This window comes from Arthrobacter sp. R4-81, assembly GCF_054792365.1.
The window spans coordinates 1,334,226-1,358,537 of sequence record NZ_CP096445.1 but is presented as its reverse complement, the minus strand read 5'-3'; the positions used below and the strand labels follow the sequence as shown (position 1 = coordinate 1,358,537).

Here is a 24,312-nt window from a genome sequence, read left to right as displayed (position 1 = left end):
CATCTGCTGTCGGCTTCTAGAGCGTGCTCAAGCCAAAATACGGCCCAAAGAATGGAAAATGAAACAAGGGACCGCCCGGCGTGAGCCGGACGGTCCCTTGTTGTTAGTTCTTAATTCAGATTCGGATTATCCGAATGCTCAACCCTTAGACCTCGGTCAGAACCTTGGTGACGTTGGGGTCAACGCTGATGCCAGGACCGAAGGTGGTAGCAACTGTTGCCTTCTGAATGTAGCGGCCCTTGGAAGCGGAGGGCTTCAGGCGAAGAACCTCTTCCAGTGCTGCTGCATAGTTCTCAGCCAGTTTGACGGCGTCGAACGAAACCTTGCCGATGATGAAGTGGAGGTTAGAGTGCTTGTCGACGCGGAAGTCGATCTTTCCACCCTTGATGTCGTTGACAGCCTTGGTGACATCGGCCGTGACGGTACCGGTCTTCGGGTTCGGCATCAGGTTACGGGGACCCAGCACCTTACCAAGACGGCCAACCTTACCCATGAGGTCAGGGGTGGCGACGGCGGCGTCGAAGTCGGTCCAGCCGGCTGCGATCTTTTCGATCAGGTCATCGGAACCAACGAAGTCGGCGCCTGCAGCGATTGCTGCTTCTGCCTTGTCACCCGTTGCGAAAACCAGAACGCGGGAGACTTTACCGGTGCCGTGGGGCAGGTTGACCGTTCCGCGGATCATCTGGTCTGCCTTGCGAGGGTCTACACCCAGGCGGAAAGCGACCTCAACGGTGGCGTCGAACTTGGACGGGTTGGTGTCCTTGGCGAGGGTCACTGCCTCGAACGGCGCGTAGAACTTCTCCGCGTCGATCTTGGCTGCGGCTGCCTCGTATGCTTTGCTGCGCTTTGCCATGCTGCTTATTTCTCCTTGTGCAGTTGTGGTCTGCGGACCGCGCTGGGCCCTGCCACAGTTGGGATGTCCGGCTGAATATCCGGCTGTTCGTCCGGATGGGATGCCCATTTCAATATTTCAGTGGGTGCCGGTTTCCCGGCGGTGCTGTCCGGCGTCGTCGGTCTTCATCCGACTCTGCCGCAACAGCGGTGGGCCTAACCTTCTACGGTGATGCCCATGGAGCGTGCGGTGCCGGCGATGATCTTCGCGGCGCCTTCAAGGCTTGTGGCGTTGAGGTCTTCCATCTTGGTGGTGGCGATCTCGTTGACCTGGGCCTGGGTCAGCTTGGCAACCTTGACGGTGTGCGGGGTAGCTGAACCCTTGGCGACGCCTGCAGCCTTTTTGATGAGCTCTGCAGCCGGCGGGGTCTTGGTGATGAACGTGAATGAACGGTCTTCGTAAACCGTGATTTCCACGGGGATGACGTTTCCACGCTGGGCTTCTGTCGCAGCGTTGTACGCCTTGCAGAATTCCATGATGTTGACACCGTGCTGGCCAAGCGCAGGACCGATCGGCGGAGCCGGGTTAGCGGCACCTGCCTGGATCTGCAGCTTGATGAGGCCGGTGACCTTCTTCTTGGGAGCCAATGTAGGGTCCTTCTCTCAAATGCGTCCTGGGACACAGGAGCGTGCCTCAGGTATGTGGCCGCCATGGCGAGGCGGCCGGCCGCTTCGGAGCTGCTAAGCGGGCAGTTCCGGAGCGAAATCTAAAGTGATCGTTAGATCTTGGTGACCTGGTTGAATGCCAGGGTAACCGGGGTTTCACGCTCGAAGATGGAGACGAGCACCACGAGGGTCTGGGAGTCAACCTTGATCTCGGAGATCGTTGCCGGGAGGGTCTCAAACGGACCTTCCTTGACGATGACGGACTCGCCGACCTCGAAGTCGACATCCACCGGAGCAGCAGCGTGCTTGACGGGCTTGCCCTTTTCGGCCTGCTCTTCTTCGAAGACCGGTGCGAGCATGGAGAAGACCTCGTCGAGGCGCAGCGGAACCGGGTTGTGGGCGTTACCCACGAAGCCGGTGACACCGGGAGTGTGGCGAACTGCGCCCCAGGAGGCGTCAGTCAGGTCCATGCGGACCAGCACGTAGCCGGGGATCCGCACACGGTTGATGACCTTGCGCTGGGCGTTCTTGATCTCAACGACTTCTTCCATGGGAACCTGGATTTCGAAGATGTAATCTTCCATGTCCAAGGTCTGGATGCGGGTCTCAAGGTTGGCCTTCACGCGGTTTTCGTAACCGGCGTAGGAGTGGATGACGTACCAGTCACCTTCCTGGCGGCGCAGTTTGGACTTGAATTCCTCGGCGGGATCAACCTCCGCTGCGGCTGCTGCCGCTGCCAAGGCATCGGTGGACTCGTCGTCGGAGTCTGCTGCCTCAGAGTCGGAGTCGTCTACGGTTACGTCGGCGTCCTCGTCGTCAGCTTCAACGGCGGAATCGGGCGCAGAAAACTCTGCCTCAGACTCTTCCACGGCGTCCGTTGTGGTGTCCGTGGACCCATCCAGCTCAGTCTCGGTTACCTCGAGCTCCTGCTCTGACACTTGGTCTCCTGCTTCCTCATTGCCTAACATGCCTATTTAAATGGCTCAATTCCGCACACTCCGTGAAACCTCCTTATTCAGGAGTCCACGCAGCCTGCGGACCGATCGCCCTAGTTGTCCGTGGGGCCTGAACCGCCGAAGACCCAGCCCACTCCGGTCCCGAAGGCCAGATCCAGGAGCGTGACGATGATCATCATGATGATCACGAATACCAGCACCACGAGCGTGTAGTTGATCAGTTCCTTGCGGGTGGGTGCCACGACCTTCTTAAGTTCGCCAATAACCTGGCGGACAAAAAGTGCGATTCGAGCAAAGATGCCAGCCTTGGCGGCATTCTTGGCGGGGCGGCCCTTGGAGCTGCTTGCAGCTGTTTCGGTCACCTGGTCCTCACTCATTCTCGCAATGATCGGATACCCGGCTCTGATCTGAACCATGGTTGCTGCGCTTGTTCCGGCTTGTCGCCGGAACAGCTTGCGCAGGGCAGACAGGACTCGAACCTGCAACCTGCGGTTTTGGAGACCGCTGCGCTACCAATTGCGCCACTACCCTATGGATCGAAAACACGTATGACACTTTCAGCAACCTTCACTGAGGCGCACGCCATCAACATGTTTTCAACACCGGAGAACTATTCTACGCAAGAACTGCGCCTACGTCGAACCAGCCTCGTTACGGACCATCCACGGCTGCCAATCAGAGAGCACGACCAACATACGGTCACTTTTCCCTGTCGCCAACGAACGATCCGCTGAACAGCATAGAGTAGAACTCGTCGAATCCCATATCCAGCCACTGAGCTGTCAAAAGAATGGACCCGCCATGTCTGCCGCCCGCGTTTCCAAGCGCATTTCCGCCATTGCCGAATCCGCCACCCTTGCCGTCGACGGCAAGGCCAAGGCGCTCAAGGCGGCCGGACGGCCCGTTATTGGCTTCGGTGCCGGTGAACCTGATTTCCCCACCCCGGGCTACATCGTGGAGGCTGCCATAGAGGCTGCCAGCCAGCCGAAATACCACCGCTATTCCCCCGCGAGTGGGCTGCCTGAGCTGAAGAAGGCAATTGCCGAGAAGACGTTCCGCGACTCCGGCTACCGCGCGGATCCTTCCCAGGTCCTGGTAACCAACGGCGGCAAGCAGGCTGTTTACAACACCTTCGCTACCCTGGTTGACCCGGGTGACGAGGTCATCGTCCCTACGCCGTTCTGGACCACCTACCCTGAGGCCATTCGCTTGGCCGGCGGAGTCCCGGTCGAGGTGTTTGCCGGTCCTGAGCAGGGATACCTCGTCACAGTGGAGCAACTCGAAGCCGCCCTGACCGAGCGCACGAAGATCCTGCTGTTCGTTTCCCCCTCGAACCCCACAGGTGCTGTCTACTCTCCGGAGCAGGTGGGTGAAATCGGCAAGTGGGCTGCCTCCAAGGGCCTCTGGGTGGTCACCGATGAGATCTACGAGCACCTCACCTTCGACGGACTCCCTTTCACTTCCATCGCCACAGCTGCCCCGGAACTGGGCGACAAAGTGGTCATCCTCAACGGCGTAGCCAAGACGTACGCGATGACCGGCTGGCGTGTGGGCTGGATGATCGGCCCGGCCGACGTCATTAAGGCTGCCACCAACCTCCAGTCCCACGCGACGTCGAACGTCTCGAACATCATGCAGATCGCCGCCCTCGCGGCAGTCTCCGGCCCGCTGACCGCCGTCGATGAAATGAAGGTTGCCTTCGACCGGCGCCGTAAGGCGATCGTTGCCGGACTGAATGCCATTGAGGGCGTTGACTGCCCGACGCCGCAGGGCGCCTTCTACGTCTACGCGGACGTGCGCGCCTTGCTGGGCAAGGAGTTCCCGACGTCGAACGGGTTGGCGCGGCCCGAAACGTCAGCGGATCTGGCGGCTCTGATCCTCGATGAGGTGGAGGTGGCGGTGGTACCGGGTGAGGCATTCGGCCCCTCCGGTTACCTCCGGCTGTCCTACGCATTGGGCGACGACGACCTCGCCATTGGGGTGGCACGGCTCCAGGATTTCCTCGGCAAGGCCAGCTAGGGTTCGTTTCCATTTTCCGGACGCTCCCTCACTGTTTCGGGTGAGGGAGCGTTTGTGGTTAAACCGCGAAACGTGAGGGAGCGTCGGTGGTTAAACCGCGAAACGTGAGGGAGCGTTTGTGGTTAAAGCAGCCGGCGCTCGGCAGCCCACTTGGTGAGCTCATGACGGCTGGAGAGCTGCAGTTTTCGGAGAACCGCGGAAACGTGGGTCTCCACGGTCTTGATGGAAATGAACAGTTCCTTGGCCACTTCCTTATAGCTGTAGCCACGCGCTATGAGCCGCATGACCTCCAGCTCACGGGCTGAAAGCCGGTCAAGTTCGTCGTCGGCAATGTCTGCCGGGGCGGTGCCGAACGCGTCAAGGACGAATCCGGCCAGCCGGGGCGAAAAGACAGCGTCTCCGCCGGCCACCCGCAGCACGGCGTCGGTGATTTCCGCCCCGGAAATGGTCTTGGTGACATATCCCCGGGCGCCTGCCCTGATAACAGCCACAACATCCTCTGCAGCATCGGAAACACTCAAGGCCAGGAACCGCGTGGCGCCCAGCAGCGCATTTGAGCCGGCAATGACTTCACGCCCGCCACCGCCCAGCCCGCCGGGGAGGTGAACATCCAGGAGCACGACGTCCGGCCGGGTCTGGGCGATCACGGCGATCGCCTGCTCGACCGTTCCTGCCTCCCCCACTACGGAGATCCGGGAGTCGAGGTCTGCCTTAAGGCCCGAACGGAAGATGGCATGATCGTCCACCAGGACAACCCGAACGCTGCCTTCCCTCGCCGGCTGCACGCCCCCTGCTTCGATGCTGCTCACGACGTCGTTTCTCCTTGTTCCGTAGCCACGGCGGGCAGCCCGAGACGTACCTCTGTGCCCTCCGGGCCACTGTTGATCACGGCACTGCCACCGTGGCGCTTCATGCGGCCGATAATAGATTCCCGCACACCCAACCGGTCCTCCGGCACCGTGTGAAGATCGAAGCCGGCTCCTCGGTCCTTGACAAAGACCTCAACCTCTTTGTCCGAGGCCTCTACGTAAACGGAAACGGAGCCGCCCCCATGGCGGGCCGCATTCAGCATGGCTTCCCGGCTCGCCTGGACCAGTGCTTCATGGCGCTCCGTCATTGCCGTGTCACCCACGTTTACCACTTCCACGGCTTGGCCCAGCGCATCTTCCACCTCGGCGGCCACGGCCTTGATGCGTTCCGAGAGGTTCCCAATGTCCTTGCCCTCGTCGCGATACAGCCAGCTGCGCAATTCCCTTTCCTGCGCCCTGGCCAACCGCACGACGTCGTGCTCGTTTCCGGCCCGCCGCTGAATAAGGGCGAGGGTCTGCAGAACTGAATCGTGCAGGTGGGCAGCGATTTCGGCCCGCTCAGTAGCGCGTACCCTACCGGCTCTTTCCGTCTCCAGATCCCGCCAGAACTTGAGTCCCCAGGGCAGAAGCACCACGGCGACTCCTCCCAGGACAGCGACGGAGGCGAGCAACGCCAGCCACGTCTGTTCCCAGGACCCGGAGCCGGACACCATCACCAGCACGCCTGCCACCACCAGCGCCAGCCCGGCGGCAAGTCTGACCCAGCCGCCGGCCTGGTTGGCCTTGGCCTTGTCCACGATTCCGGCACGGCGGGTCTCGTCCAGCTGCATCCAGGCGATGGAAGCGCCGCCAAGGATCGCCGCAGCTGGAATAAGCGTTCCCAAGGGCACATCGACGCCAAGAAGCCGGGCAGTGAGAATGGCCCCTGCCAGCAGCAGCCCGATGCCGAGGAGGATTTCCTTGGCGTACGGCATCCTGCGGAATCGGAACCAGGCTTGTCCCTCACCGTTGGTCGGGCGGACCATGCCTGAGACTGACTGGGCTGACGCCGAAGCCGGGACACCGGTGGGAAATGACTGCCACGATCGATCTGTGAAGACCCCCTCCCCTGCCGGGTCCTGCCAGGTGAAGGCCGAAGGATCCGAAGATCCGGGCTGTGCTGGATAACCCATTGCGTCCGGAGACAAACCCCTATTCGAACTTGACCAGGTTGGCTGCGCTGGCAAGGGTCCGCTGACTGCCGGAGCAATCGGCGACGCCGGGCGGCGTGCGTTCCGTTTGGCGCTTTCATCGGCAGTGGGAACCATGATCCAAAGCCAGGCATAGAACACCAGGCCGGCTCCACCGGCGAGGGCCGCCAGCACCATCCCGATGCGGATCAATCTCACCGGTAAGCCCAAGTGGGCGGCAAGTCCTGCACAGACGCCGGCTATGACGCGGTCCGCGCTCCGAACCAGTGGCTGCCGAAGGACAGGGGTACTCATGGATCCATCCAAACACGGATCAGGGTTCCCCGGACCCGTTTTCCGCCGGAACCGGGGGCCGTTCAGGGATAGCTCAGGGTATTCCCCAGTAGAGCCGGACACCCCACTGGCAGGAGGATCGAAGTATGAACCCGCACAACGTCAACCCTGAAGACCAGCAACCGGCTGGCAATCATCAGCCGTCAGTCACACCTTCCGATTCCGCAGGGGACTCCGCCACGGATTCCCCTCCCAGCCCGGCAGCGAGCTCCCCAGGCGGTTCCCCTTCGGATTCCACATCCGACTCCCCTTCAGGCGCCACGGGACAATCGCCGGACTCCCCCGCACCACCGTCCGAAACTACAGATTCCGGCTTCCAACAGGGTCACCCGGACCGGGGAAGCCATAGTCAGGGATATGCAGGCCCAGGTTATGCAGCCCCGGGATACCCGCAGCCGGCGCCGTACGCAGTGGCGCAACCGCGAAACTTCTTCGAATGGGTTCGGGGAAACGGAATCTACCGGGGCAGCGACCGCTGGATTGGCGGCGTTGCCAGCGGAATTGCCCACCGGACCGGTGTGGATCCGCTCATTGTCCGGGGGATCTTTATCGTCCTGGCCTTGTTCGCAGGCATAGGAGTCCTCCTCTACGGCATCGCCTGGGCCCTGCTGCCTGAACCTGACGGCCGCATCCACGTCCAGGAAGCCGGTGCCGGACGCTGGACGGGCGGCATGACCGGCGCCCTGATCACCACAATCCTGGGCTTCCCCAGCCTTGGCACAGGATTCTGGGGTTGGGAAGGCAACGGATTTGGACGCTTCATTTGGGCTGTTTTCTGGATAGGCGCCATCGCATATCTCATCTACTTCCTGGTGCAACGGAACAGAAACCGGAGTGGAAACCCCGGCATGAACACCAATGCCCAGCCCGGAACACCAGGAGCCGCTGCATTCGGTGGTGGCCCTTATGGCGCCTACCCTGCCAGTGTCCCCGCCACAGGCTCCAACAGTGCCCCCTTCAGCAGCCAGTTCGGCACAACCACATCGGCCGGCGGCCAGCACTCCGGCGCAGGCGGATCGATGCCAGTTCCGCCTGCGGGATCCGTTCCTCCGACCGGCCCCAACGGACCCTATGGTCCGGGAGGACCTTACGGTCCCAGCGGCCCGTACGACGGCGGCTTCCGGACTCCCGCTGGAGCCACACCTCCGCCGGCCAAGCCGCGGAAGTTCGGACCCGGCGCTCCCGCCGTCGCCATAACGGCCGGCACAGCCTTGCTGGTGGGAGGCGGTATCAAAGCACTCGACGCCGGCAACGTGATCGATCTCGGTAGTTCGGCCAACGCCGTGGTCTGGGCAAGCGCAGCTGCTGTCCTGGGGTTGGGCATACTGATCTCCGGACTCCGCGGCCGGACTTCAGGAATCCTGGGTTTCTTCGCGGTGGTTGCCTTGATCATTGGCGGCATCTTCAACGTGGTTCAAAACGGTGATAGGTTCCGCTCCCAGCAGGTCGACTGGACTCCCGTCAGCATCGAGCAGGCACGGAAAGGCTTCGACGTCACAGGCCGCCAGGGAACTGTTGACCTGACGAAGCTGAACGTCCCAGCCCCCTTGACCTCCGACGTCGTGATTCCGCTGAACATCACCGCCAGCAACGTTGACGTCATCATCCCGAACAACGTCCCGGTGGAAATAGAAGCCGACATGACTATGGGAAACCTCAATGAGGGCTCTGAGCATCATGGTGGGATGACGAGGAAGCAGAGCACATACAACACCGACAGGCCAGGATCGCCCCTGATCTTAAAGATCGACGGCACCATGAGCAACGTGACCATCCAGGAAGGAAACTGACATGAGCAGCTACGAGCCCACTCCGGACCCTGCTCCGGATGCTTCCACCACACCCATATCCACACCCTCGGATACAGTCTCCCTCACCGAACCGGAATCCTCAGTCCGCGTGGGAACCGTCGTCTGGGGCCTGATCGTCGTGGCGCTGGCCGTCCTGATCGTCATCGCACAGCTTGGCATCGTGGAACTGAACGGCACCTACGTGCTGATCGGACTCATGGTTGGTGCAGGTACCGCGCTGGTGGTGGGTGGCCTCCTGTCCGCCCGACGTGACAAAGAAACCACAACAGGGAAGTCTTGAACCATGGATAAATTCTTCAGCATTGTCAGGGGCACTGGCCTGCGGCGCGGCCCACAGCGGTTGCTGGGCGGGGTATGCGGCGGGATTGCTGCGAAGCTGAAGGTGGATGTCGCCTTCGTCCGGATAGCATTCCTGCTCCTCGCCCTCCTGCCGGGCCCGGCCTTCGTGTTCTACGTCGCTGCGTGGCTGGTCCTCCCGGATCAGCGGGACAGCATCCTCCTTCAGTCGTTCACTGAGAAGCGCACAAACAAGCAGCTTTAGACCCACAGGAACCGCCAACTACGTGCCTGCGCTCCATGAGCGGGGGCACGTTTCTGTAACCGTTTGTGTCCTGTCCCACACTGCCCACTACAATCTAGGTGAGCTCAGTGTGGCGCTCTGCCTGTACACCCTCAACCAGGATTTGAGCCTAAAGATATGAAAATTGGAATCCTCACCAGCGGCGGCGACTGCCCTGGACTGAACGCTGTCATACGTGGAGCCGTTCTCAAGGGCATTGCCATCCACGGACACGAATTCGTGGGGTTCCTGGATGGCTGGCGGGGAGTTGTCGAGGGGGACATCATCGAGATCCCCCGCACCATGGTCCGCGGCATCGCCAAGCAGGGCGGAACCATTCTGGGAACATCCCGCACCAACCCGTTCGAAAACGGCGGCGGCCCTGAAGTCATCAAGGACCACATGAAGAGGCTGGGCATCGACGCCATCATCGCCATCGGCGGCGAAGGCACCCTGGCAGCGGCGAAGCGCCTCACTGACGCCGGGCTGCGGATTGTGGGGGTGCCCAAGACTGTTGATAACGACCTTGACGCCACCGACTACACCTTTGGTTTCGACACAGCGGTACAGATCGCCACCGAGGCCATCGACCGGCTGCGGACAACGGGTGAATCCCATCACCGCTGCATGATCGCCGAAGTGATGGGCCGCCACGTAGGATGGATTGCCCTGCACGCAGGCATGGCCGCCGGGGCCCACGCCATCCTGATTCCGGAACAAAAGGCGTCCATGGACCAAATCACCGAATGGGTGCAGGAAGCCCACGACCGCGGCCGCGCACCGCTGGTAGTGGTGGCTGAGGGTTTCGTCCCGGAGGGCCAGGAGACTCCCCACTCGGAGCGTGGCCTGGACACCTTCGGACGCCCCCGCCTCGGCGGCATTGCAGAAATGCTGGCGCCGGAACTGGAAGCACGGACGGGCATCGAAACCCGTGCCACCGTGCTCGGCCACATCCAGCGCGGCGGCGTGCCCTCTGCCTTCGACCGCGTCCTGGCGACCCGGCTGGGAATGGCAGCAATCGACTCAGTGGTGGACCACCGCTGGGGCACCATGGTGTCACTCAACGGTACTGACATCGTGCACGTCGGTTTCGAAGCTGCGCTCGGCAACCTCAAGTCAGTCCCACCCCACCGCTACGAAGAAGCAGCTGTCCTCTTCGGCTAGGCCGCAGCCTTTTTCCGCCGCGACTCCTGAGGAAGGACCCTGAACGCGGCGGTCAGCAGTTGGCTCCCTTTGCTCGGTAGGGTGGAGGCATGACACTTGAGGTCGGTTCAGCCGACATCATCCAGCTGGCCTGGGCCCGCCACCTGGGACTTGATGACGATGCTTTCAATGCTGCCCGCTCAGCCGGAACGGGGCCGTCGGCCCGGATCACGCGTGCAGACGAGTCCGAACGGTGCGTGCAGTTCGTCCGTCTCTTCGGTACCTCCGCCTTGGTGGGTCCGGAGTGGGCGTTGGACGCCGCCGTCGGAATTCCGGACGAGGATCTTGCCCAGCACGTCACCCTGTTGACCATCACCCGCTCCCATGGCGGTCATGGCCTGGGAGCGGCAGCCTTGTTCTTCGCCGATGACCTGCCTGTGCTTCAGGCCCCCGAGGAACTCACGGTCTCGCACGGGGATCAGGAAGCGATTCAGCTGGAAAGTCTCTGCCCGCCGGATGACGTCAACGAAGTAGGGCTTTCTGACCTGGAGAACCGCTTTACGATCATGCGGGGCGACGACGGGAACCGGGTTCCGGTGGCGTGTGGCGCGTACGCCGAGTGGGAGGGCATCCTCGCGCACATGGGCGTGCTGGTGGATCCGGTGTGGAGGCGCCAAGGCCTCGGCTCGCTGGCAGCATCCGTGGCAGCGCATGAGGCCCTTGCGTCAGGCCTGACCCTGCAGTGGCGCGCCGATGTCAGCAACAAGGGATCCCTGGCAATTGCACGCAGCCTTGGATTCGCCGCCGGCGGCATCCAGACCAGCGTGCTCCTGGGCTGACCGAGATGACAGATAACGGCAGTGTTCTCCGCAAACACTGCCGTTATGTGTCATCTCGTGCCGCGGAATCTACTCCAGCAGGGCCAGAATCTCCGAGCGCGCGAACATCTGGGCGGCTGCCCGTGCACTGGGTGTGCCGGCATCAGGATCAGCCCCCGCGTCCACAAGCACACGGGCCACGTCTGTGTACCCCTTGAAGGCGGCCCCCGCCAAAGGTGTCTGGCCGCGGTCATTGGAAGCGTTGGCATCGGCGCCGTGGTGCAGGAGGAGCTGAACGGTCTCCGCATGGCCGTGATAGGCGGCGAGCATCAACAATGAGTCTCCCGCTGCGTTGGTGAGTGTTGCCGGGGCCCCGGCATTGAGGTAGCTCCGCAACATGTCGGATTCACCCTGGCGCGCCGCTTCGAACAGCGTGTGGGCCAGAGCCAGCGTCTCCTCGTCGGGACCGGGCTCGTCGGCTGCGCTTGAATCTTCTCCGCGATAATCGCTCATCTGGTTCCCTTCAGAAAACCGGTCTGCCGGCCTACCACCTGGCCGGCGTCGGGAGCCACGATGACTTCCTGGGCAGCCGTATACGGTTCGTCGCCATCCATGACGGTCAGCACCTCATCCGGCGAGACCGACCTTTTGATCACCGCGAGGGCAATGGGGCCCATTTCATAATGCTGGACGGCTGAAGTCACCGTTCCCACTTTGCGCTCCCCCAGGAGTACGGGACTCCCGACGGCGGGCACCGTGTGCTGGGACCCGTCGAGCTGGAGGAAAACAAGACGACGCGGCGGATGGCCGAGGTTGTGCACACGCGCCACGGTCTCCTGGCCCTTGTAGCACCCCTTGGCGAGATGCACCGCAGTCCGCAGGAGGTCCAGTTCGTGGGGAATGGTTTTATCGTCGGTCTCGGCGCCCAGCCGGGGGCGCCAGGCAGCGATCCTCAAAGCCTCAGAAGCCCAAACGCCTGCGAGCGGCCTGTCACCGACGGACGATTCCAGCTCCGCTGCCGGGATGAGGTATTCAAACCAGGGTCGTTCCAGGCCAGGGTGGGCCTCTTCCCCCACCACGGAATACGAGTAGCCGCCGGCGCCAATGTGCGGCCAAGGGTCCTCCCAGACGATCCGCCCGGACCACTCCTCAACCTTGCGCGTGGAGCCCACCACGGCCCAGTCTGCGGAAACATCAGCAATCTCTACGCGGAGCATGAACTTCATTCGGTTAAGCCACTCGGCCAGTGGCGGGGCCTCGTGGGCTTCGACGATCAGCCAGGTGGTGGCGCCGTCGTCCACTACCCGCGCATCAAACTCGATCCGGCCCTGCACGCTCAGCAACAGCAGTTCGCTTGATTGGGCGGGACGGAGATCGGTGACCTGCTGCGAGGACAGTGTATTAAGCCAGCTGAGGCGGTCAGGACCCGTCACTGTCACCACACCGCGGTGTGAAAGATCGACGACGGCGGTCCCAGCGGCAAGAGCCCGTTGCTCCCGCAGCGGCTCCCCGTAGTGGGAGGCGACGCCGGCATCGGCGCCTCCGGCTTCAACAGCACCGGGGCGCGACAACAGGGGGCTCTTAATAGTCATATGTACTAGAAGTCCTTTGACGCCTGCTGTATTCCGTGGGGACGGTGGAACTAGCTGACTTTTTTCAGGATGGCGGAAGCGTGGGCCTCGAGGCCGCTTCCGGTGGACGAAGACCCGCCCGTTGCAACGTCCCAGCGCCACAGGAGATTGCCCTCTACAAGACCAAAGATCCTGGTAGCGGCGCTGTAGTCCTTTGAGTGGCTGCCCCGCATGACCATGTCCGTGCTGAGCTGAATCTGCGGGCCCTTGATCTGGCCGTAGTAAAGCTCAGAGATACCGCCCGGATGAGAGATGGAGACTGAAATATCGAAGCCGCCGTCTTTGTTGCGGAGGGCTTCAACCTCGTCGGCACTCTTGAGTACGGGAACGATGTCGGCGGGGACGAGTCCGGGGCCGCCGTCTTCGTCATGTTGTTTGCGTTCCAGCGCCCAGAAGCCGGTTTCCACAGTCAGGGGCCGGAGCTTTACGCCGTCGTCGTCGACGAGCCAGCTTTCCGCCCGGTACTGCAGGTAGGGCAGTCCGTTATGGGTGAATGAGACGTGCTGGAGGAAATGCTCCGAACCCTCGTCACCGGAGCCGAGCCGGCCGCGGCCTTCCCACTCACCTATGAGCCAGGACAGCGGGACGAGTTCGGGGGTCAGGTCTGTGGGAATCTCAATCGGCACAGCTACTACCTCTGGAAACGGTCTGGATTATTGGACGCGAGGCGTGGTTACTTCTGGCCTTTGAAGAGCCGGTAAACCACGAAGCCGGCGAACCAGGCCATTGCCAGGCCGGCAATGCCGAGCAGGACGAGGAAGAAAATTTCAAATGCAAGTACGGACATGATGCCATCCTAACGCGTTAGTAGATGAGTATTTTGTCTATGAAGTAGGCCAAGGAACCCACAGCCAAAACCGGGGCGATGGCTACGCTGATGGCCGCAGCAACGTTCAAAGCCTCCCCGCGGAGTATAACCAGCCGCCGGAAGCTGACCAGTACCGAGCCGATGACGACACCCACCAGGGCGGCAGGAACAACGGCGATGTCGGAGAAGATGAGCCCGGCCAACGGACCGGCCAATCCGGCCAGGACGATTCCAAGGGGCGCAACAACACGGTCAGGCCAGCGAAGAAGGCCGGTCAGCAGGGCCACGGCCGCACTGATCGCGGCCACGAGAAGCATTTCGCGAACTCCATTGAACCGGGAGGCCGCGATCCAGCCCGCACCCAGGCACGCGAGGAGCACGCCGGCGCAGGATCCCAGGATGGACTCCAGTCGCTGGGCCTGTCCGGTCCCCCGGATGAGCTGCATGACAAACACGGCCACGACACCGGCTGCGATGAAGGCTGGTGTCCAATCCAGGAAGGCAGGAGCGGGTACATAGGTGGCAGCCACCGCCGACCCGGCGCCAGGGAGGCCGATCAGGACTGCGAGTGTTTTACGCGCCGGTATACCCAGGAAGTGAGGCCAGCCGACCCCTACGGCCAAAGCAAGGACGACGGCTGCGATCAACAGGACAACAGGTGAGCTGTAGGCGCCTACGACTATTGCCGCCAGGCCCACGAGGCCAATGACGCCTATTTGCCACGGCTTCATGACCCACCCCCGCTCACTGCCTACCCGATTTCGGCATGCTCATCCTCGACTCCGCACGTAACTCTGCTGTGTCCTTTTTGCCGCTGTGACCTTGGGCCACCTTCAGGAGTCCCAGTGAAGAAGGACTTGCCGGTCCCCGACCATCCAATCCTGCCTCATCTGAACGTCATATGTCGCAAATTAGACGCCGGTGCCACAGGTTCAGTGTCCGCGAAGGGGTGTTTAGGTATACTCAAGGTTCAGCTACGCTTTCCGCGAACACGGCTGGTGGGAAATGCTGGTGAGACCAGCGTCACCCACCGCTCCTGTTTCAGGAAGCACAGTACCGGCCGGTGCAAGCCCGGTTCAGACGCCCAATGATGTGCGGACAGCCCCTTGGAGGAACAATGTCACACATCCTGCTACTGACGAACAGCGCCGGCTCATCGGTGGACATACTGCCTGCCCTGGAACTCCTCAACCACCGGGTTCATATCCTTCCGGCCGAGCCCACTGCGCTCCTGGAAACTGACCCCTGTGACATCGTGCTGCTCGACGCCCGCAAGGACCTCGTGGGTGCCCGTTCGCTAACCCAGCTCCTGAAAGCCACCGGCCTTAGCGCACCCCTCGTACTGATTCTGACGGAGGGCGGCATGGCAGCCGTTTCATCCGCCTGGGCGGTGGATGACATCGTCCTCGAATCGGCGGGACCGGCGGAGGTCGAGGCCAGAATCCGTCTTTCGGTGGCACGGGCTGTTCCCGATCAGGAGGACGCCCCCACTGAAATCCGGGCCGCCGGCGTCGTGATTGACGAAGCCAGTTATACAGCGCGAGTCAACGGTGCACCGTTGAACCTCACGTTCAAAGAGTTTGAACTGCTCAAGTACCTCGCGCAGCATCCGGGCCGAGTGTTCACCCGCCAGCAACTGCTCACCGAAGTGTGGGGCTACGACTACTACGGCGGCACCCGCACAGTTGATGTCCACGTGCGGCGGTTGCGGGCAAAGTTGGGTGCCGACCACGAGAACCTGATCAGCACTGTGCGCAACGTTGGCTACCGTCTGACACTTGTCCGGCTGCCGGAGGAAGAACTCAGCGAGGCCTGATTCGAGGCCCTTGAACAAGGCCAGATGCAAGAAGCCCCGGACTCCAGGAGTCCGGGGCTTCTTGCACTAATACTTCAGTGGAGGACATACGGGTCGAACGTATCGAGGCCACCCCAGTGGTGGATCCCCCTCGCATCCCGTTCAGCAAGCGGGACGAGTAACGACTATAGCCGACGGGGATGACTCGTTCAAAATCCTGACTTTGGCGCTGGTTCAGCCACAGCCGCAGCCGCATTCGGTCAAGCCGTATAGCCTTACCTCATGAGTCCCGCACATCCTGAAACCTGGCCGGTACTGGTTGCCAAAGACACCCTTGAGCCTCAGCTGTACAGGGACTTCAAGGATCTTGCAGCAGCGGCCGAGGAGTCCGATGGAAATCCGCCCCTTTCCGAGCAAACACTCCTGACCCTGCGCCCCGGGGCACTGCATCCCGGCGATCCGCACCAGGCTGGCTCAGGAGGTGCGGGCCGGCATTCGGTACTCGCCCTCGCGCTGTACGCCGTCGACGACGACTCCCGGCCAAGCAGCGCACAGGACCTGGCCGGGCTCGCCGTCGTAATCGAGGAAGGTGACGGTTCCGGTGTGCTGGAAGTGGCCGTTCACCCGAGTTACCGCAACCAAGGAGTGGCGGACCGGTTGATTCGGACCCTGGAATCAGAACGTGGCTTCACTGGACTCACTGCTTGGTCACATGGCAACCATGAGGCCGCGGCGGCGCTTGCCATCAGGTACGGCTACCGGCCCGTCCGGGAGCTGTGGAAGATGCGTCTCACCACCGCAACTGCAGAATTGCCTGAAGCGCCCATGCCTGATCGTGTGGCCCTCCGCGCTTTTGTTCCAGGCCAGGATGAAGACGCGTGGCTCGCTGCCAATCGCGCCGCCTTTGCGCACCACCCGGAGCAGGGCAACTTGACGCAGGCAGACCTCGAGGCAAGGATGGCCGAGGACTGGTTCGATCCAGCCGGATTCCTCCTCGCCGAAGACCCCACAGGGAAACTGCTCGGCTTCCACTGGACCAAAATCCATCCCAGGAACGGGAAGCATCCTGCAATGGGTGAGGTCTACGTTGTTGGTGTTACGCCGGAAGCCCAAGGCATGGGACTCGGTAAGGCCCTCACCGTGGAGGGCATCAGGTACCTGCAGGAGAAGGGCCTGCACGCAGTAATGCTGTATACCGACGCCGACAACCTGCCCGCAGTGTCGCTGTACCGCCACCTGGGCTTTTCACGCTGGGACGTCGACGTGATGTACGGGCCGGTGCCTCCCCGCTAGACCTCAGGCCTGACGCACTGGAGCGGCGATGGAAACCATGAGTCTCAGCGGAATCGAATGCTTGTATGGTTGAAACTAAACCGCGCCAGCAATAAGGAGAGACCATGCAGCCGGAATCCGGCGGGACCACCACCTCTGAAGCCACGGTGCCATCGGTTCGGGCACGCTTTGGCTCCTCAGAAGTGCCGGCGTCCCGCGCAACGCAAGACCGGATCGACATCCCGGAATTCGCTCCGAACCTGGAACCTGAGGGTGACATCAGCCCGGACCGCTTCCTTGACCGGGAACTCAGCTGGCTGGCCTTCAACGCACGCGTTCTGGAGCTGGCCGAGGACCCCGATCTCCATCTCCTTGAGCGGGTTGGCTTCCTCTCAATTTTTGCTTCGAATCTGGACGAATTTTTCATGGTTCGGGTTGCCGGGCTGAAGCGGCGCATCGCCACAGGCTTGGCTGTTCCGTCACCGGCAGGCCTAAGCCCCGTGCAGGTCCTGGAACAGATCGGCGAGGCAGCGCATGAGCTTCAGCAGCGGCACGCGCGCGTCTACGCAGAGCAGATCCGGCCGGCGTTGGCCTATGAGCACATCCACCTCATGCACTGGAACGAGCTGGATGACCAGGCCAAGGACCAGCTCAGTGCGATGTTCGCCGAGAAGGTCTTCCCCATCCTGACTCCCCTTGCCGTGGATCCTGCCCACCCCTTCCCGTACATTTCCGGGCTTTCGCTGAATCTCGCCGTCGTGGTCCGCAACCCGGTCAGCGACAAGGAGCTGTTTGCCCGCGTTAAGGTGCCCGACCAGCTGCCCCGGCTGATTTCCATCGACGGGCCGCGCGCCGGTTCCATTCCGGGCCGGGTTGCGCGCTTTATCGCCCTGGAAGAGGTCATCGCTGTCCACCTTGACCAGCTGTTCGCCGGTATGGAGGTCCTGGAGCACCACACCTTCCGCGTGACGCGCAACGAAGACGTGGAGGTTGAAGAGGACGACGCCGAGAATCTCCTGCAGGCGCTTGAAAAGGAACTCCTGCGCCGGCGCTTCGGCCCGCCTGTCCGTCTTGAGGTCACCACTGACATCAACCCGAACATCCGCGCCCTGCTCATCCGGGAACTTGGAGTGGATGAATCTGAGGTTTACTCGGTTCCCGCGCCTCTCGATCTCCGGGGGATGTCCGTTATCGCCGGCATTGACCGAGCCGATCTTCACTACCCCAAGCACGTGCCGCATACCTCCCGGTACTTGAACGAGTCCGAGACATCGAAGGCAGCGAACGTCTTCGCGGCCATGCGGCGTCGGGACATTCTCCTGCACCACCCTTACGATTCGTTCTCGACGTCGGTCCAGGCCTTCCTGGAGCAGGCTGCGGCGGACCCCAAGGTTCAGGCCATCAAACAGACCCTGTACCGGACGTCCGGTGACTCCCCCATCGTGGATGCCCTGATCGATGCCGCCGAGGCTGGCAAGCAGGTCCTGGCGCTCGTGGAGATCAAGGCCCGCTTTGATGAACAGGCCAACATCTCGTGGGCCCGCAAGCTAGAGCAGGCCGGGGTGCACGTGGTGTACGGCATCGTGGGCCTCAAGACACACTGTAAGCTCTCTCTGGTGGTCCGACAGGAAGTGGACGGACTCCGGCGCTATTGCCACATCGGCACCGGCAACTACCATCCTCGCACCGCCCGTTACTACGAGGACCTGGGACTCCTGACCGCCAATGAGCAGGTGGGCGAGGACCTGTCCAAACTGTTCAACCAGCTCTCCGGCTACGCCCCGAAATCTACGTTCAAGCGCCTTCTCGTGGCTCCGCGTTCGGTGCGGTCAGGTCTGATTGACAGGATCGAAACTGAGATCCGCAATGCCCGCGCCGGGATCCCCGCGCGCGTTCAGATCAAGGTCAACTCGATGGTGGATGAAGCCATCATCGACTCCCTCTACCGGGCGTCCCAGGCCGGGGTGCAGGTGGACGTCATCGTCCGCGGTATCTGCTCCCTTCGGCCCGGCATCCCAGGCCTGAGCGAAAACATCATTGTGCGCTCGGTGTTGGGCCGGTTCCTGGAGCACTCCCGCGTCTTTGCCTTCGCCAACGGCGGGGATCCCGTGGTGTTCATAGGTTCCGCGGACATGATGCACCGCAACCTCGACCGCAGGGTGGAAGCGTTGGTCCGCCTCAGGAGTGGCGATGACACCTCCTATGTTCTGGACATGCTCCGCAAATACATGGACCCCGGAACCTCCAGCTGGCATTTGGACAGCCTCGGAGAATGGACGCGGCATCATTTGGCGGAGGACGGCAGGCACCTGGAGGACGTGCAGTCATGGCTTCTGGCTTCGCGTTCCCGCCAGCGGTCGGCGAGCCGACGATAGGCACCGGGTTGAAAAGCGATTCTTCGATTGCTGACCTTGATACTCCCGTTGCCGACCAGACCGACCACCCCGGGGAACCGATTGCGGTTACGGCGGCCGGAGCTCTTCCTTGGCGCCTCACCAAGGACGGCTTGGAAGTCCTCCTCATCCACCGTCCCCGCTATGACGATTGGTCCTGGCCGAAGGGCAAGATCGACGACGGCGAGACCGTTCCTGAATGTGCCATCAGGGAAGTCGAGGAGGAGATAGGGCTCAAGGCAGCACTGGGCATTCCGCTTCCACCGATTCACTACCACGTTTCGGCGGGGCTGAAGGTGGTGCACTACTGGGCTGTCGACGTCGACGGCGCAACGCTGCGTCCCGACGGCAAAGAAGTGGACAGTGTCATGTGGTGTTCCCCGGACAAGGCCGCCCGGCTGCTAAGCAACCCCAGTGATGTGGGTCCGCTGGAAGAACTTGTAGCGGCCCACGAAGGCAATGCGCTGGACACGTGGCCGCTGGTGATCCTTCGCCATGCCAAGGCGAAGCCGCGTTCCTCCTGGAGCAAAGCTGAAGGCGATCGGCCCTTGGCGGCCACCGGGCTCAGGCAGGCCCAGGCAGTCCGCCGGCTGCTGATGGCGTGGAAGCCCTTGCGCATCAGCACCAGTCCGTGGCTTCGATGTGTCGCTACTGTGGCGCCCTACGCGAAGTCCATGGATGCAAAGGTCAAGCTGATTGAGGCACTGACCGAGCACAAGCATGCCCGGAGTCCGCAGAAGACGGCCGCCGTCGTCGAATCCCTGTTGGACAAACAGCGGGCCACGTTGTTGTGCACGCACCGGCCGGCACTGCCCACCGTCTTCAAGCAGCTGGGCCATCACATGAATGCAAGCCTCCGCACCCTCTTGCCCTCCAAAGATCCGTACTTGGCTCCGGGGGAAATCCTTGTATGCCATGTGTCCCGCGGAGACCGCAGCAGGATTGTCGCTGTGGAGAAGTTCAGGCCTTTCGACGACTGACTCGCGCCTTCCGTAAGACGCCTCCTCAAACGGGCAAAATCATGCCCGGCCGCTGTCGCACCCCCCGGCTCCGGTGAGACTGCAGCGACGGTGACAGCCGCCGTCGAACATTACATAGCCGAGGGCCGCAAGGCCGGGCTGGCGAACGACACACTGCTCCGGCTCCTGGCAGAACGTCGTGGCGAGCGTCAGTAGACTGGAACCGTGAGCATTCCTACGCCCTATGAAGACCTCCTGCGTGACGTGCTGGAACATGGCACCCACAAATCAGACCGGACCGGCACAGGTACGCGCAGCGTATTCGGCCGCCAGATGCGCTTTGACCTGAGCAAAAGCTTCCCCCTGATCACCACCAAGAGGGTCCACTTCAAGTCGGTGGCGGTGGAGCTGCTGTGGTTCCTGCGCGGCGAAACCAACGTGAAGTGGATGCAGGACCAAGGGGTCACCATCTGGAACGAATGGGCAGATGCCGACGGCGAACTCGGCCCCGTTTACGGCGTCCAGTGGCGCAGCTGGCCCACTCCGGACGGCGGGCACATCGACCAGATCGCAGAGCTCGTGGAGAACCTGAAGGCCAACCCCGACTCCCGGCGGCACATCGTTTCCGCCTGGAATGTTGCCGAACTCCAGGACATGGCGTTGCCCCCGTGCCATGCGTTCTTCCAGTTCTATGTGGCTGACGGGAAGCTCTCCTGCCAGCTCTACCAGCGTTCGGCAGACACCTTCCTGGGCGTCCCCTTCAACATCGCGTCCTATGCCCTGCTTACCTGTATGTTGGCGCAGCAGGTAGGCCTGGAGCCCGGGGAATTCGTCTGGACCGGAGGCGACGTGCACATCTACGAGAATCACATGGACCAGGTCCTGAAGCAGCTCGCGCGGGAACCGTATGAATATCCGCAGCTGAAGATCAACCGCAAGCCTGCCTCCATTTTTGACTACACCCTGGACGACTTCGAAGTGGTTGGCTATCAGCACCACCCCACGATTAAGGCCCCGATCGCCGTATGAACAGCAAAGATTCCGAACCCCAGGCAGCGCCGGAAGGTTTTACAGCGGACCTGGCTGAAAACGTTACTGGCGTCGGCTTGGTTTGGGCACAGACCACAGCCGGCGTGATCGGCAAGGACGGCGACATGCCTTGGCACCTTCCTGAGGACCTGAAACACTTCACGAAGCTCACCACAGGTCACCCGGTCATCATGGGGCGCAAGACGTGGCTGTCCTTCCCCGCCAAGTACCGTCCGCTGCCAGGCCGGACCAACATCGTGATAACCCGCCAGGAAAACTGGGGCAGCACTCCCGAGGCGGAGGGCGCCGTCGTCGTGAGGTCCCTGGATGACGCACTGCTCGAGTCCCAGTTCGTGCCCGGCGGGGGTACCGTCTGGATCCTGGGCGGCGGGGAAATCTTCGCCCAGTCCGTCGACATCGCCGACGTCGCCGTGGTCACCTTCATCGATTCCGAGGCCGACGGCGACACTTACGCCCCGGAGCTCGGTTACGAATGGGAGAACTCGGCCAACGAACCGCCAAAGGGGTGGCTGACCTCGGCCAACGGCACCCGCTACCGGTTCACCGTATGGCGCCGGAAGGGTGCATAGAGATGCTGAAGAAACCAGAAACACTGTTCGTGCTGGGCTACATGCTGTTGCCGCTTCTCGCGCTGCTCTCCACGATCGTGGGACTGACCATGATCCTGGGCGGAAACAAGATCGTCGGCATCATTGTGCTGGTTGTTGTTGCCCAGGTCTTCGCCTTCGGCGCTTTCTTTGCCATCCGGGCTCGGAAACAGTTGCTGCTTTCGGAGCATCCGGGCGCGTAAGTGGTGTCTGGGCTCGCCTGATTGCCGTCCGGACGCCCTGATGGCGAGCCAACCCCGCTGCTGATGGGGAGTTGGCCCCATCGCGGAGCCGGCTTGAAGTTAGCTACAGTTTGTTGGGCAGGGCAGCATTCACGCTGTTCCATACGGAACCTTTGGGGGATTTGGATGACTGGGAACTTGTGGGGCGCTGACGTCGCACAGTTGCGGACGCTCGCACAGCAGTTTGGTCAGGCTTCAGAGAGCCTCCAGCAGCAATCCACGCTGCTGACCAGCCAGATCAACAACAACACTTCGTGGAAAGGCAATGACGCCCTCCAGTTCCGCTCCAATTGGAACGGAAATCACCATGCTCTCCTGCAGCGAGCCGCCGACCGTCTCAAGGAAGAATCCAAAAAGCTCCTCGAGAACGCTAACCAGCAAGAGAAGGCGAGCGATGCCGCCCCCGGTTCCGGTGGCGGGCCCCTGGGTAGCTCGGGTTCGGGCGGTTCCGGCTGGGCGCTGCCGGCAGTGCTCGGTGGCGTGCTCATGGGCGGCGTTGGTGCGCTCAGGACAGGCCTGACGATTCAGAAGTTCATCAAAGCTCCACTTACCCTGGCCAAGCATGTAGGGCAGTACGGCTGGGTACTTAAGAACCATCGGGCGGAGGCAGCTCAGGCGTTGCTGTCAAGAGGCCTGCACCGGCTCGGAGGCCCCGTTTTTGATACCCGCCATTTGCTGCAGACCACAAAAGGGACGGCAGCCCTTGAGGGCCTTCTCAGCAACTCTTCGAAAGCAAACCGCGGAATCGGCATCATCGATAAAGCAACGGACCTTGCCTCCCTGAAGAATCTGCATCAGTACCCCGGACTTTCCAGGCTCGCTCCGTTGCTGGAGGAAAAGCCCTTGATCGGTGCGGGTACAAAGCTGGAATGGCTGGGTAAGAGTGGCCTCGCCCGCGGGCTGGGCTGGGCCGGCGTTGGCTTCAGCGCTATCGACTCGGTCAACGCCTTCGCCAACGGCGATATCAAGGGCGGCGTGGGGGGCGCCCTCAAAGCTGGCCTCGGGGTTGGATGTTTCCTGCCACCGCCCGCCGGGACTGTCTGTCAGGTCGCCAGTGTTGGAGTTGCCATCTACGAAAACTGGGACACCATCAGCAGCGTCGGGAAGAACATTGGCGAAGGCATAGCAAACGCTGTGCAGGATCCCGGAAAATTCGTTAGCGACACGAAAGACAATCTGGTGGATGCTGGCAAGTCCGTGGGCAAGTTCTTCGGGATCGGCGATTAGGAGAGAAGCATGACCATTCAGGACCAGACCCAGCAAGAGCCTCGCCTCGGCGTCGATGTCATCGGCTTCGGCGTGGGCGAGTTTGCCTATCTTCTGAACGTTTTTGAAGGTCCGGCGCGAAACAGAACCGTCAGTGTTTTCCGCGCCGAGGAAATGGTCGACGATGTCACCCTATCCACGGCCGGCGCATCATCGCTCCTGGCGCGAGATATGGCCACCGTTGATGATAACGGGCAGCTGGGAGTGACCGGTGTCGCAGCCGCAGTAGCCACAGCGTTCGGCAGCGCGACCCGTTGGACGGAGATCGCGCTGCTGACGGGTGAGACCATGGACAATGTCGCTCTCCTGGAAGCACCCGGCGTATCGCTGATGCTTCAACCCCGGCTGCTCGGCACCTGGTTCGTATTTGCCCAGGACCCCAGCATCACGTCGGCGGAAGCTACACTTCGGGTGGTGCAGCAACATGTACAGCAAAATCATGGCGGCTCCGCCTACCTCGTCTTCAAGACTCTGGACTCCGAACAGCACCTGCTGATTCGGTGTGAGAACGATACTTGGACCACCGGCATCCCGGATTTCGACAAGGACGAGGTCGCCGAAACCATGGTCCTGGAAGACGCCGGACTGCTGGCAGCGATTGCGAACTCCCGTGGCCAGGCGCAGTAACGGAGTCCCCCAGGACCCAGGCTACGAGCAGTCCGGGTCCTCCGACCAACAGCTGATCCACCGCCGCGCCGAAAATGGTGAGCTGGTGGGTTATACGTCTGAGGAGTACGGCGTCCGCAAGGACGATGGTGTCAGCCTGGTTAAGCCCGTTAACAGCTCAGCGGGCTTGCTGTTCCTCGCAGTCCTGATCAGCCTGGCTTTTGGCGGGATGCTGTACGGAATCTTGCAGATGGCCCTCACTGATCAGTGGCACATCCTGCGCGAGATCTGGTGGATGTACCTGCTGATCCTCATTCCCCTCCTCGCCGGTTGGTCAAGCTACTTTAAGGAACGCAAGGCCGAGAAGCTGCGGAGGGACCGTAATCTGCCGCGGCCGGTTGAATAGGACGCCATGATAGGGCTGTTGTTCCTGACCTCGTAGGTGCTGCTCCCAATGCTGTTGGCGAAGAGGGAACAACCCCTAGGGGCATGCGGCGAGTACCGACGTCGTGCGACGCGCGCATAGTGACGTAACCGACTGCGCCATGCGCGTTCCGAAGTCTAAACT

The 24,312-nt window shown here is 62.0% G+C and carries 26 protein-coding genes and 1 tRNA gene; 16 read left to right on the top strand and 11 right to left on the bottom strand.

The features are described 5' to 3' along the window. Nucleotides 1-145: 145 nt before the first annotated feature. The 5 genes from rplA to M1E05_RS06375 form a co-directional block, all read right to left on the bottom strand. Nucleotides 146-853 (bottom strand): 50S ribosomal protein L1, encoded by a 708-nt coding sequence (rplA, locus tag M1E05_RS06395; RefSeq protein WP_247041875.1) that lies wholly within the window; start codon nucleotides 851-853, stop codon nucleotides 146-148. Nucleotides 854-1,047: 194 nt separating this feature from the next. After that, nucleotides 1,048-1,479 (bottom strand): 50S ribosomal protein L11, encoded by a 432-nt coding sequence (rplK, locus tag M1E05_RS06390; RefSeq protein ID WP_018773647.1) that lies wholly within the window; start codon nucleotides 1,477-1,479, stop codon nucleotides 1,048-1,050. Nucleotides 1,480-1,610: 131 nt separating this feature from the next. Then, complete coding sequence (gene nusG / locus M1E05_RS06385; protein ID WP_461164781.1) at nucleotides 1,611-2,435, bottom strand: transcription termination/antitermination protein NusG; 825 nt, start codon at nucleotides 2,433-2,435, stop codon at nucleotides 1,611-1,613. A 110-nt stretch (nucleotides 2,436-2,545) separates the two neighbouring features. Next, nucleotides 2,546-2,830: a preprotein translocase subunit SecE gene (gene secE, locus M1E05_RS06380; protein ID WP_458114544.1), complete on the bottom strand. Its 285-nt coding sequence runs from the start codon at nucleotides 2,828-2,830 to the stop codon at nucleotides 2,546-2,548. Nucleotides 2,831-2,911: 81 nt separating this feature from the next. Next, nucleotides 2,912-2,984, bottom strand: a tRNA-Trp gene (locus tag M1E05_RS06375). Nucleotides 2,985-3,254: 270 nt separating this feature from the next. On the opposite strand from M1E05_RS06375, the gene M1E05_RS06370 reads away from it, so the two are divergent. Continuing rightward, nucleotides 3,255-4,472, top strand: coding sequence for a pyridoxal phosphate-dependent aminotransferase (locus M1E05_RS06370; RefSeq protein WP_461164780.1), 1,218 nt, complete (start codon nucleotides 3,255-3,257; stop codon nucleotides 4,470-4,472). Between the two features lie 122 nt (nucleotides 4,473-4,594). Here M1E05_RS06370 and M1E05_RS06365 read toward each other — a convergent pair whose 3' ends face one another. Both M1E05_RS06365 and M1E05_RS06360 read right to left on the bottom strand, forming a co-directional pair. Further along, the gene (locus tag M1E05_RS06365; RefSeq protein WP_461165199.1) at nucleotides 4,595-5,272 is read right to left on the bottom strand and encodes a LuxR C-terminal-related transcriptional regulator; all 678 of its coding nucleotides are present in this window, start codon (nucleotides 5,270-5,272) and stop codon (nucleotides 4,595-4,597) included. A 5-nt stretch (nucleotides 5,273-5,277) separates the two neighbouring features. Next, nucleotides 5,278-6,765: an ATP-binding protein gene (locus M1E05_RS06360; protein WP_461164779.1), complete on the bottom strand. Its 1,488-nt coding sequence runs from the start codon at nucleotides 6,763-6,765 to the stop codon at nucleotides 5,278-5,280. A 125-nt stretch (nucleotides 6,766-6,890) separates the two neighbouring features. On the opposite strand from M1E05_RS06360, the gene M1E05_RS06355 reads away from it, so the two are divergent. From M1E05_RS06355 to M1E05_RS06335, 5 genes are all read left to right on the top strand, one after another. Further along, nucleotides 6,891-8,594, top strand: coding sequence for a PspC domain-containing protein (locus M1E05_RS06355; protein WP_461164778.1), 1,704 nt, complete (start codon nucleotides 6,891-6,893; stop codon nucleotides 8,592-8,594). Between the two features lies 1 nt (nucleotide 8,595). Next, nucleotides 8,596-8,895 carry a hypothetical protein gene (locus M1E05_RS06350; protein WP_461164777.1) on the top strand — a complete coding sequence of 100 codons (300 nt, stop codon included), beginning with the start codon at nucleotides 8,596-8,598 and terminating at the stop codon, nucleotides 8,893-8,895. Between the two features lie 3 nt (nucleotides 8,896-8,898). Beyond that, nucleotides 8,899-9,156, top strand: coding sequence for a PspC domain-containing protein (locus M1E05_RS06345; protein WP_461164776.1), 258 nt, complete (start codon nucleotides 8,899-8,901; stop codon nucleotides 9,154-9,156). Between the two features lie 156 nt (nucleotides 9,157-9,312). Then, entirely contained in the window at nucleotides 9,313-10,338 is a 1,026-nt protein-coding gene (locus M1E05_RS06340; protein WP_309108153.1) for an ATP-dependent 6-phosphofructokinase, read from the top strand. Between the two features lie 89 nt (nucleotides 10,339-10,427). Next, complete coding sequence (locus M1E05_RS06335; RefSeq protein WP_461164775.1) at nucleotides 10,428-11,156, top strand: GNAT family N-acetyltransferase; 729 nt, start codon at nucleotides 10,428-10,430, stop codon at nucleotides 11,154-11,156. Nucleotides 11,157-11,225: 69 nt separating this feature from the next. Here the strand turns inward: M1E05_RS06335 and M1E05_RS06330 are convergent, their stop codons facing one another. The 4 genes from M1E05_RS06330 to M1E05_RS06315 all read right to left on the bottom strand — a co-directional run bounded on the left by M1E05_RS06330 (nucleotide 11,226) and on the right by M1E05_RS06315 (nucleotide 14,305). Then, the gene (locus M1E05_RS06330) at nucleotides 11,226-11,648 is read right to left on the bottom strand and encodes an ankyrin repeat domain-containing protein (protein ID WP_458111634.1); all 423 of its coding nucleotides are present in this window, start codon (nucleotides 11,646-11,648) and stop codon (nucleotides 11,226-11,228) included. Continuing rightward, nucleotides 11,645-12,727, bottom strand: a complete 1,083-nt coding sequence (gene ygfZ, locus M1E05_RS06325) for a CAF17-like 4Fe-4S cluster assembly/insertion protein YgfZ (RefSeq protein WP_461164774.1) — start codon at nucleotides 12,725-12,727, stop codon at nucleotides 11,645-11,647. The genes M1E05_RS06330 and ygfZ overlap by 4 nt, the downstream gene beginning before the upstream one ends. Nucleotides 12,728-12,777: 50 nt before the next feature. Continuing rightward, nucleotides 12,778-13,392 carry a nitrobindin family protein gene (locus tag M1E05_RS06320; protein WP_247041898.1) on the bottom strand — a complete coding sequence of 205 codons (615 nt, stop codon included), beginning with the start codon at nucleotides 13,390-13,392 and terminating at the stop codon, nucleotides 12,778-12,780. A 178-nt stretch (nucleotides 13,393-13,570) separates the two neighbouring features. After that, nucleotides 13,571-14,305 (bottom strand): permease, encoded by a 735-nt coding sequence (locus tag M1E05_RS06315; protein ID WP_461164773.1) that lies wholly within the window; start codon nucleotides 14,303-14,305, stop codon nucleotides 13,571-13,573. 386 nt (nucleotides 14,306-14,691) lie between these two features. Here M1E05_RS06315 and M1E05_RS06310 point away from each other — a divergent pair, with 386 nt between their 5' ends. The 10 genes from M1E05_RS06310 (at nucleotide 14,692) to M1E05_RS06265 (ending at nucleotide 24,150) form a co-directional block, all read left to right on the top strand. Then, complete coding sequence (locus tag M1E05_RS06310) at nucleotides 14,692-15,390, top strand: winged helix-turn-helix transcriptional regulator (protein ID WP_309108148.1); 699 nt, start codon at nucleotides 14,692-14,694, stop codon at nucleotides 15,388-15,390. A gap of 261 nt (nucleotides 15,391-15,651) precedes the next feature. Next, complete coding sequence (gene mshD, locus M1E05_RS06305; protein ID WP_461164772.1) at nucleotides 15,652-16,662, top strand: mycothiol synthase; 1,011 nt, start codon at nucleotides 15,652-15,654, stop codon at nucleotides 16,660-16,662. Between the two features lie 104 nt (nucleotides 16,663-16,766). After that, nucleotides 16,767-19,016 carry an RNA degradosome polyphosphate kinase gene (locus tag M1E05_RS06300; RefSeq protein WP_458111638.1) on the top strand — a complete coding sequence of 750 codons (2,250 nt, stop codon included), beginning with the start codon at nucleotides 16,767-16,769 and terminating at the stop codon, nucleotides 19,014-19,016. A gap of 8 nt (nucleotides 19,017-19,024) precedes the next feature. Further along, nucleotides 19,025-20,014, top strand: a complete 990-nt coding sequence (locus M1E05_RS06295; protein ID WP_461164771.1) for an NUDIX hydrolase — start codon at nucleotides 19,025-19,027, stop codon at nucleotides 20,012-20,014. Nucleotides 20,015-20,218: 204 nt separating this feature from the next. Further along, nucleotides 20,219-21,022, top strand: coding sequence for a thymidylate synthase (locus tag M1E05_RS06290; RefSeq protein ID WP_458111640.1), 804 nt, complete (start codon nucleotides 20,219-20,221; stop codon nucleotides 21,020-21,022). Beyond that, nucleotides 21,019-21,612 carry a dihydrofolate reductase gene (locus tag M1E05_RS06285; protein ID WP_461164770.1) on the top strand — a complete coding sequence of 198 codons (594 nt, stop codon included), beginning with the start codon at nucleotides 21,019-21,021 and terminating at the stop codon, nucleotides 21,610-21,612. The genes M1E05_RS06290 and M1E05_RS06285 overlap by 4 nt, the downstream gene beginning before the upstream one ends. Before the next feature lie 2 nt (nucleotides 21,613-21,614). Beyond that, on the top strand, nucleotides 21,615-21,833 hold the full coding sequence (locus M1E05_RS06280; protein WP_461164769.1) for an NF038396 family protein: 219 nt from the start codon (nucleotides 21,615-21,617) through the stop codon (nucleotides 21,831-21,833). Nucleotides 21,834-21,998: 165 nt separating this feature from the next. Continuing rightward, nucleotides 21,999-23,099: a WXG100 family type VII secretion target gene (locus tag M1E05_RS06275; protein WP_458111643.1), complete on the top strand. Its 1,101-nt coding sequence runs from the start codon at nucleotides 21,999-22,001 to the stop codon at nucleotides 23,097-23,099. Nucleotides 23,100-23,108: 9 nt separating this feature from the next. After that, nucleotides 23,109-23,765 carry a hypothetical protein gene (locus M1E05_RS06270; protein WP_461164768.1) on the top strand — a complete coding sequence of 219 codons (657 nt, stop codon included), beginning with the start codon at nucleotides 23,109-23,111 and terminating at the stop codon, nucleotides 23,763-23,765. After that, nucleotides 23,749-24,150 carry a hypothetical protein gene (locus M1E05_RS06265; protein WP_458111645.1) on the top strand — a complete coding sequence of 134 codons (402 nt, stop codon included), beginning with the start codon at nucleotides 23,749-23,751 and terminating at the stop codon, nucleotides 24,148-24,150. The genes M1E05_RS06270 and M1E05_RS06265 overlap by 17 nt, the downstream gene beginning before the upstream one ends. Nucleotides 24,151-24,312: the final 162 nt, after the last annotated feature.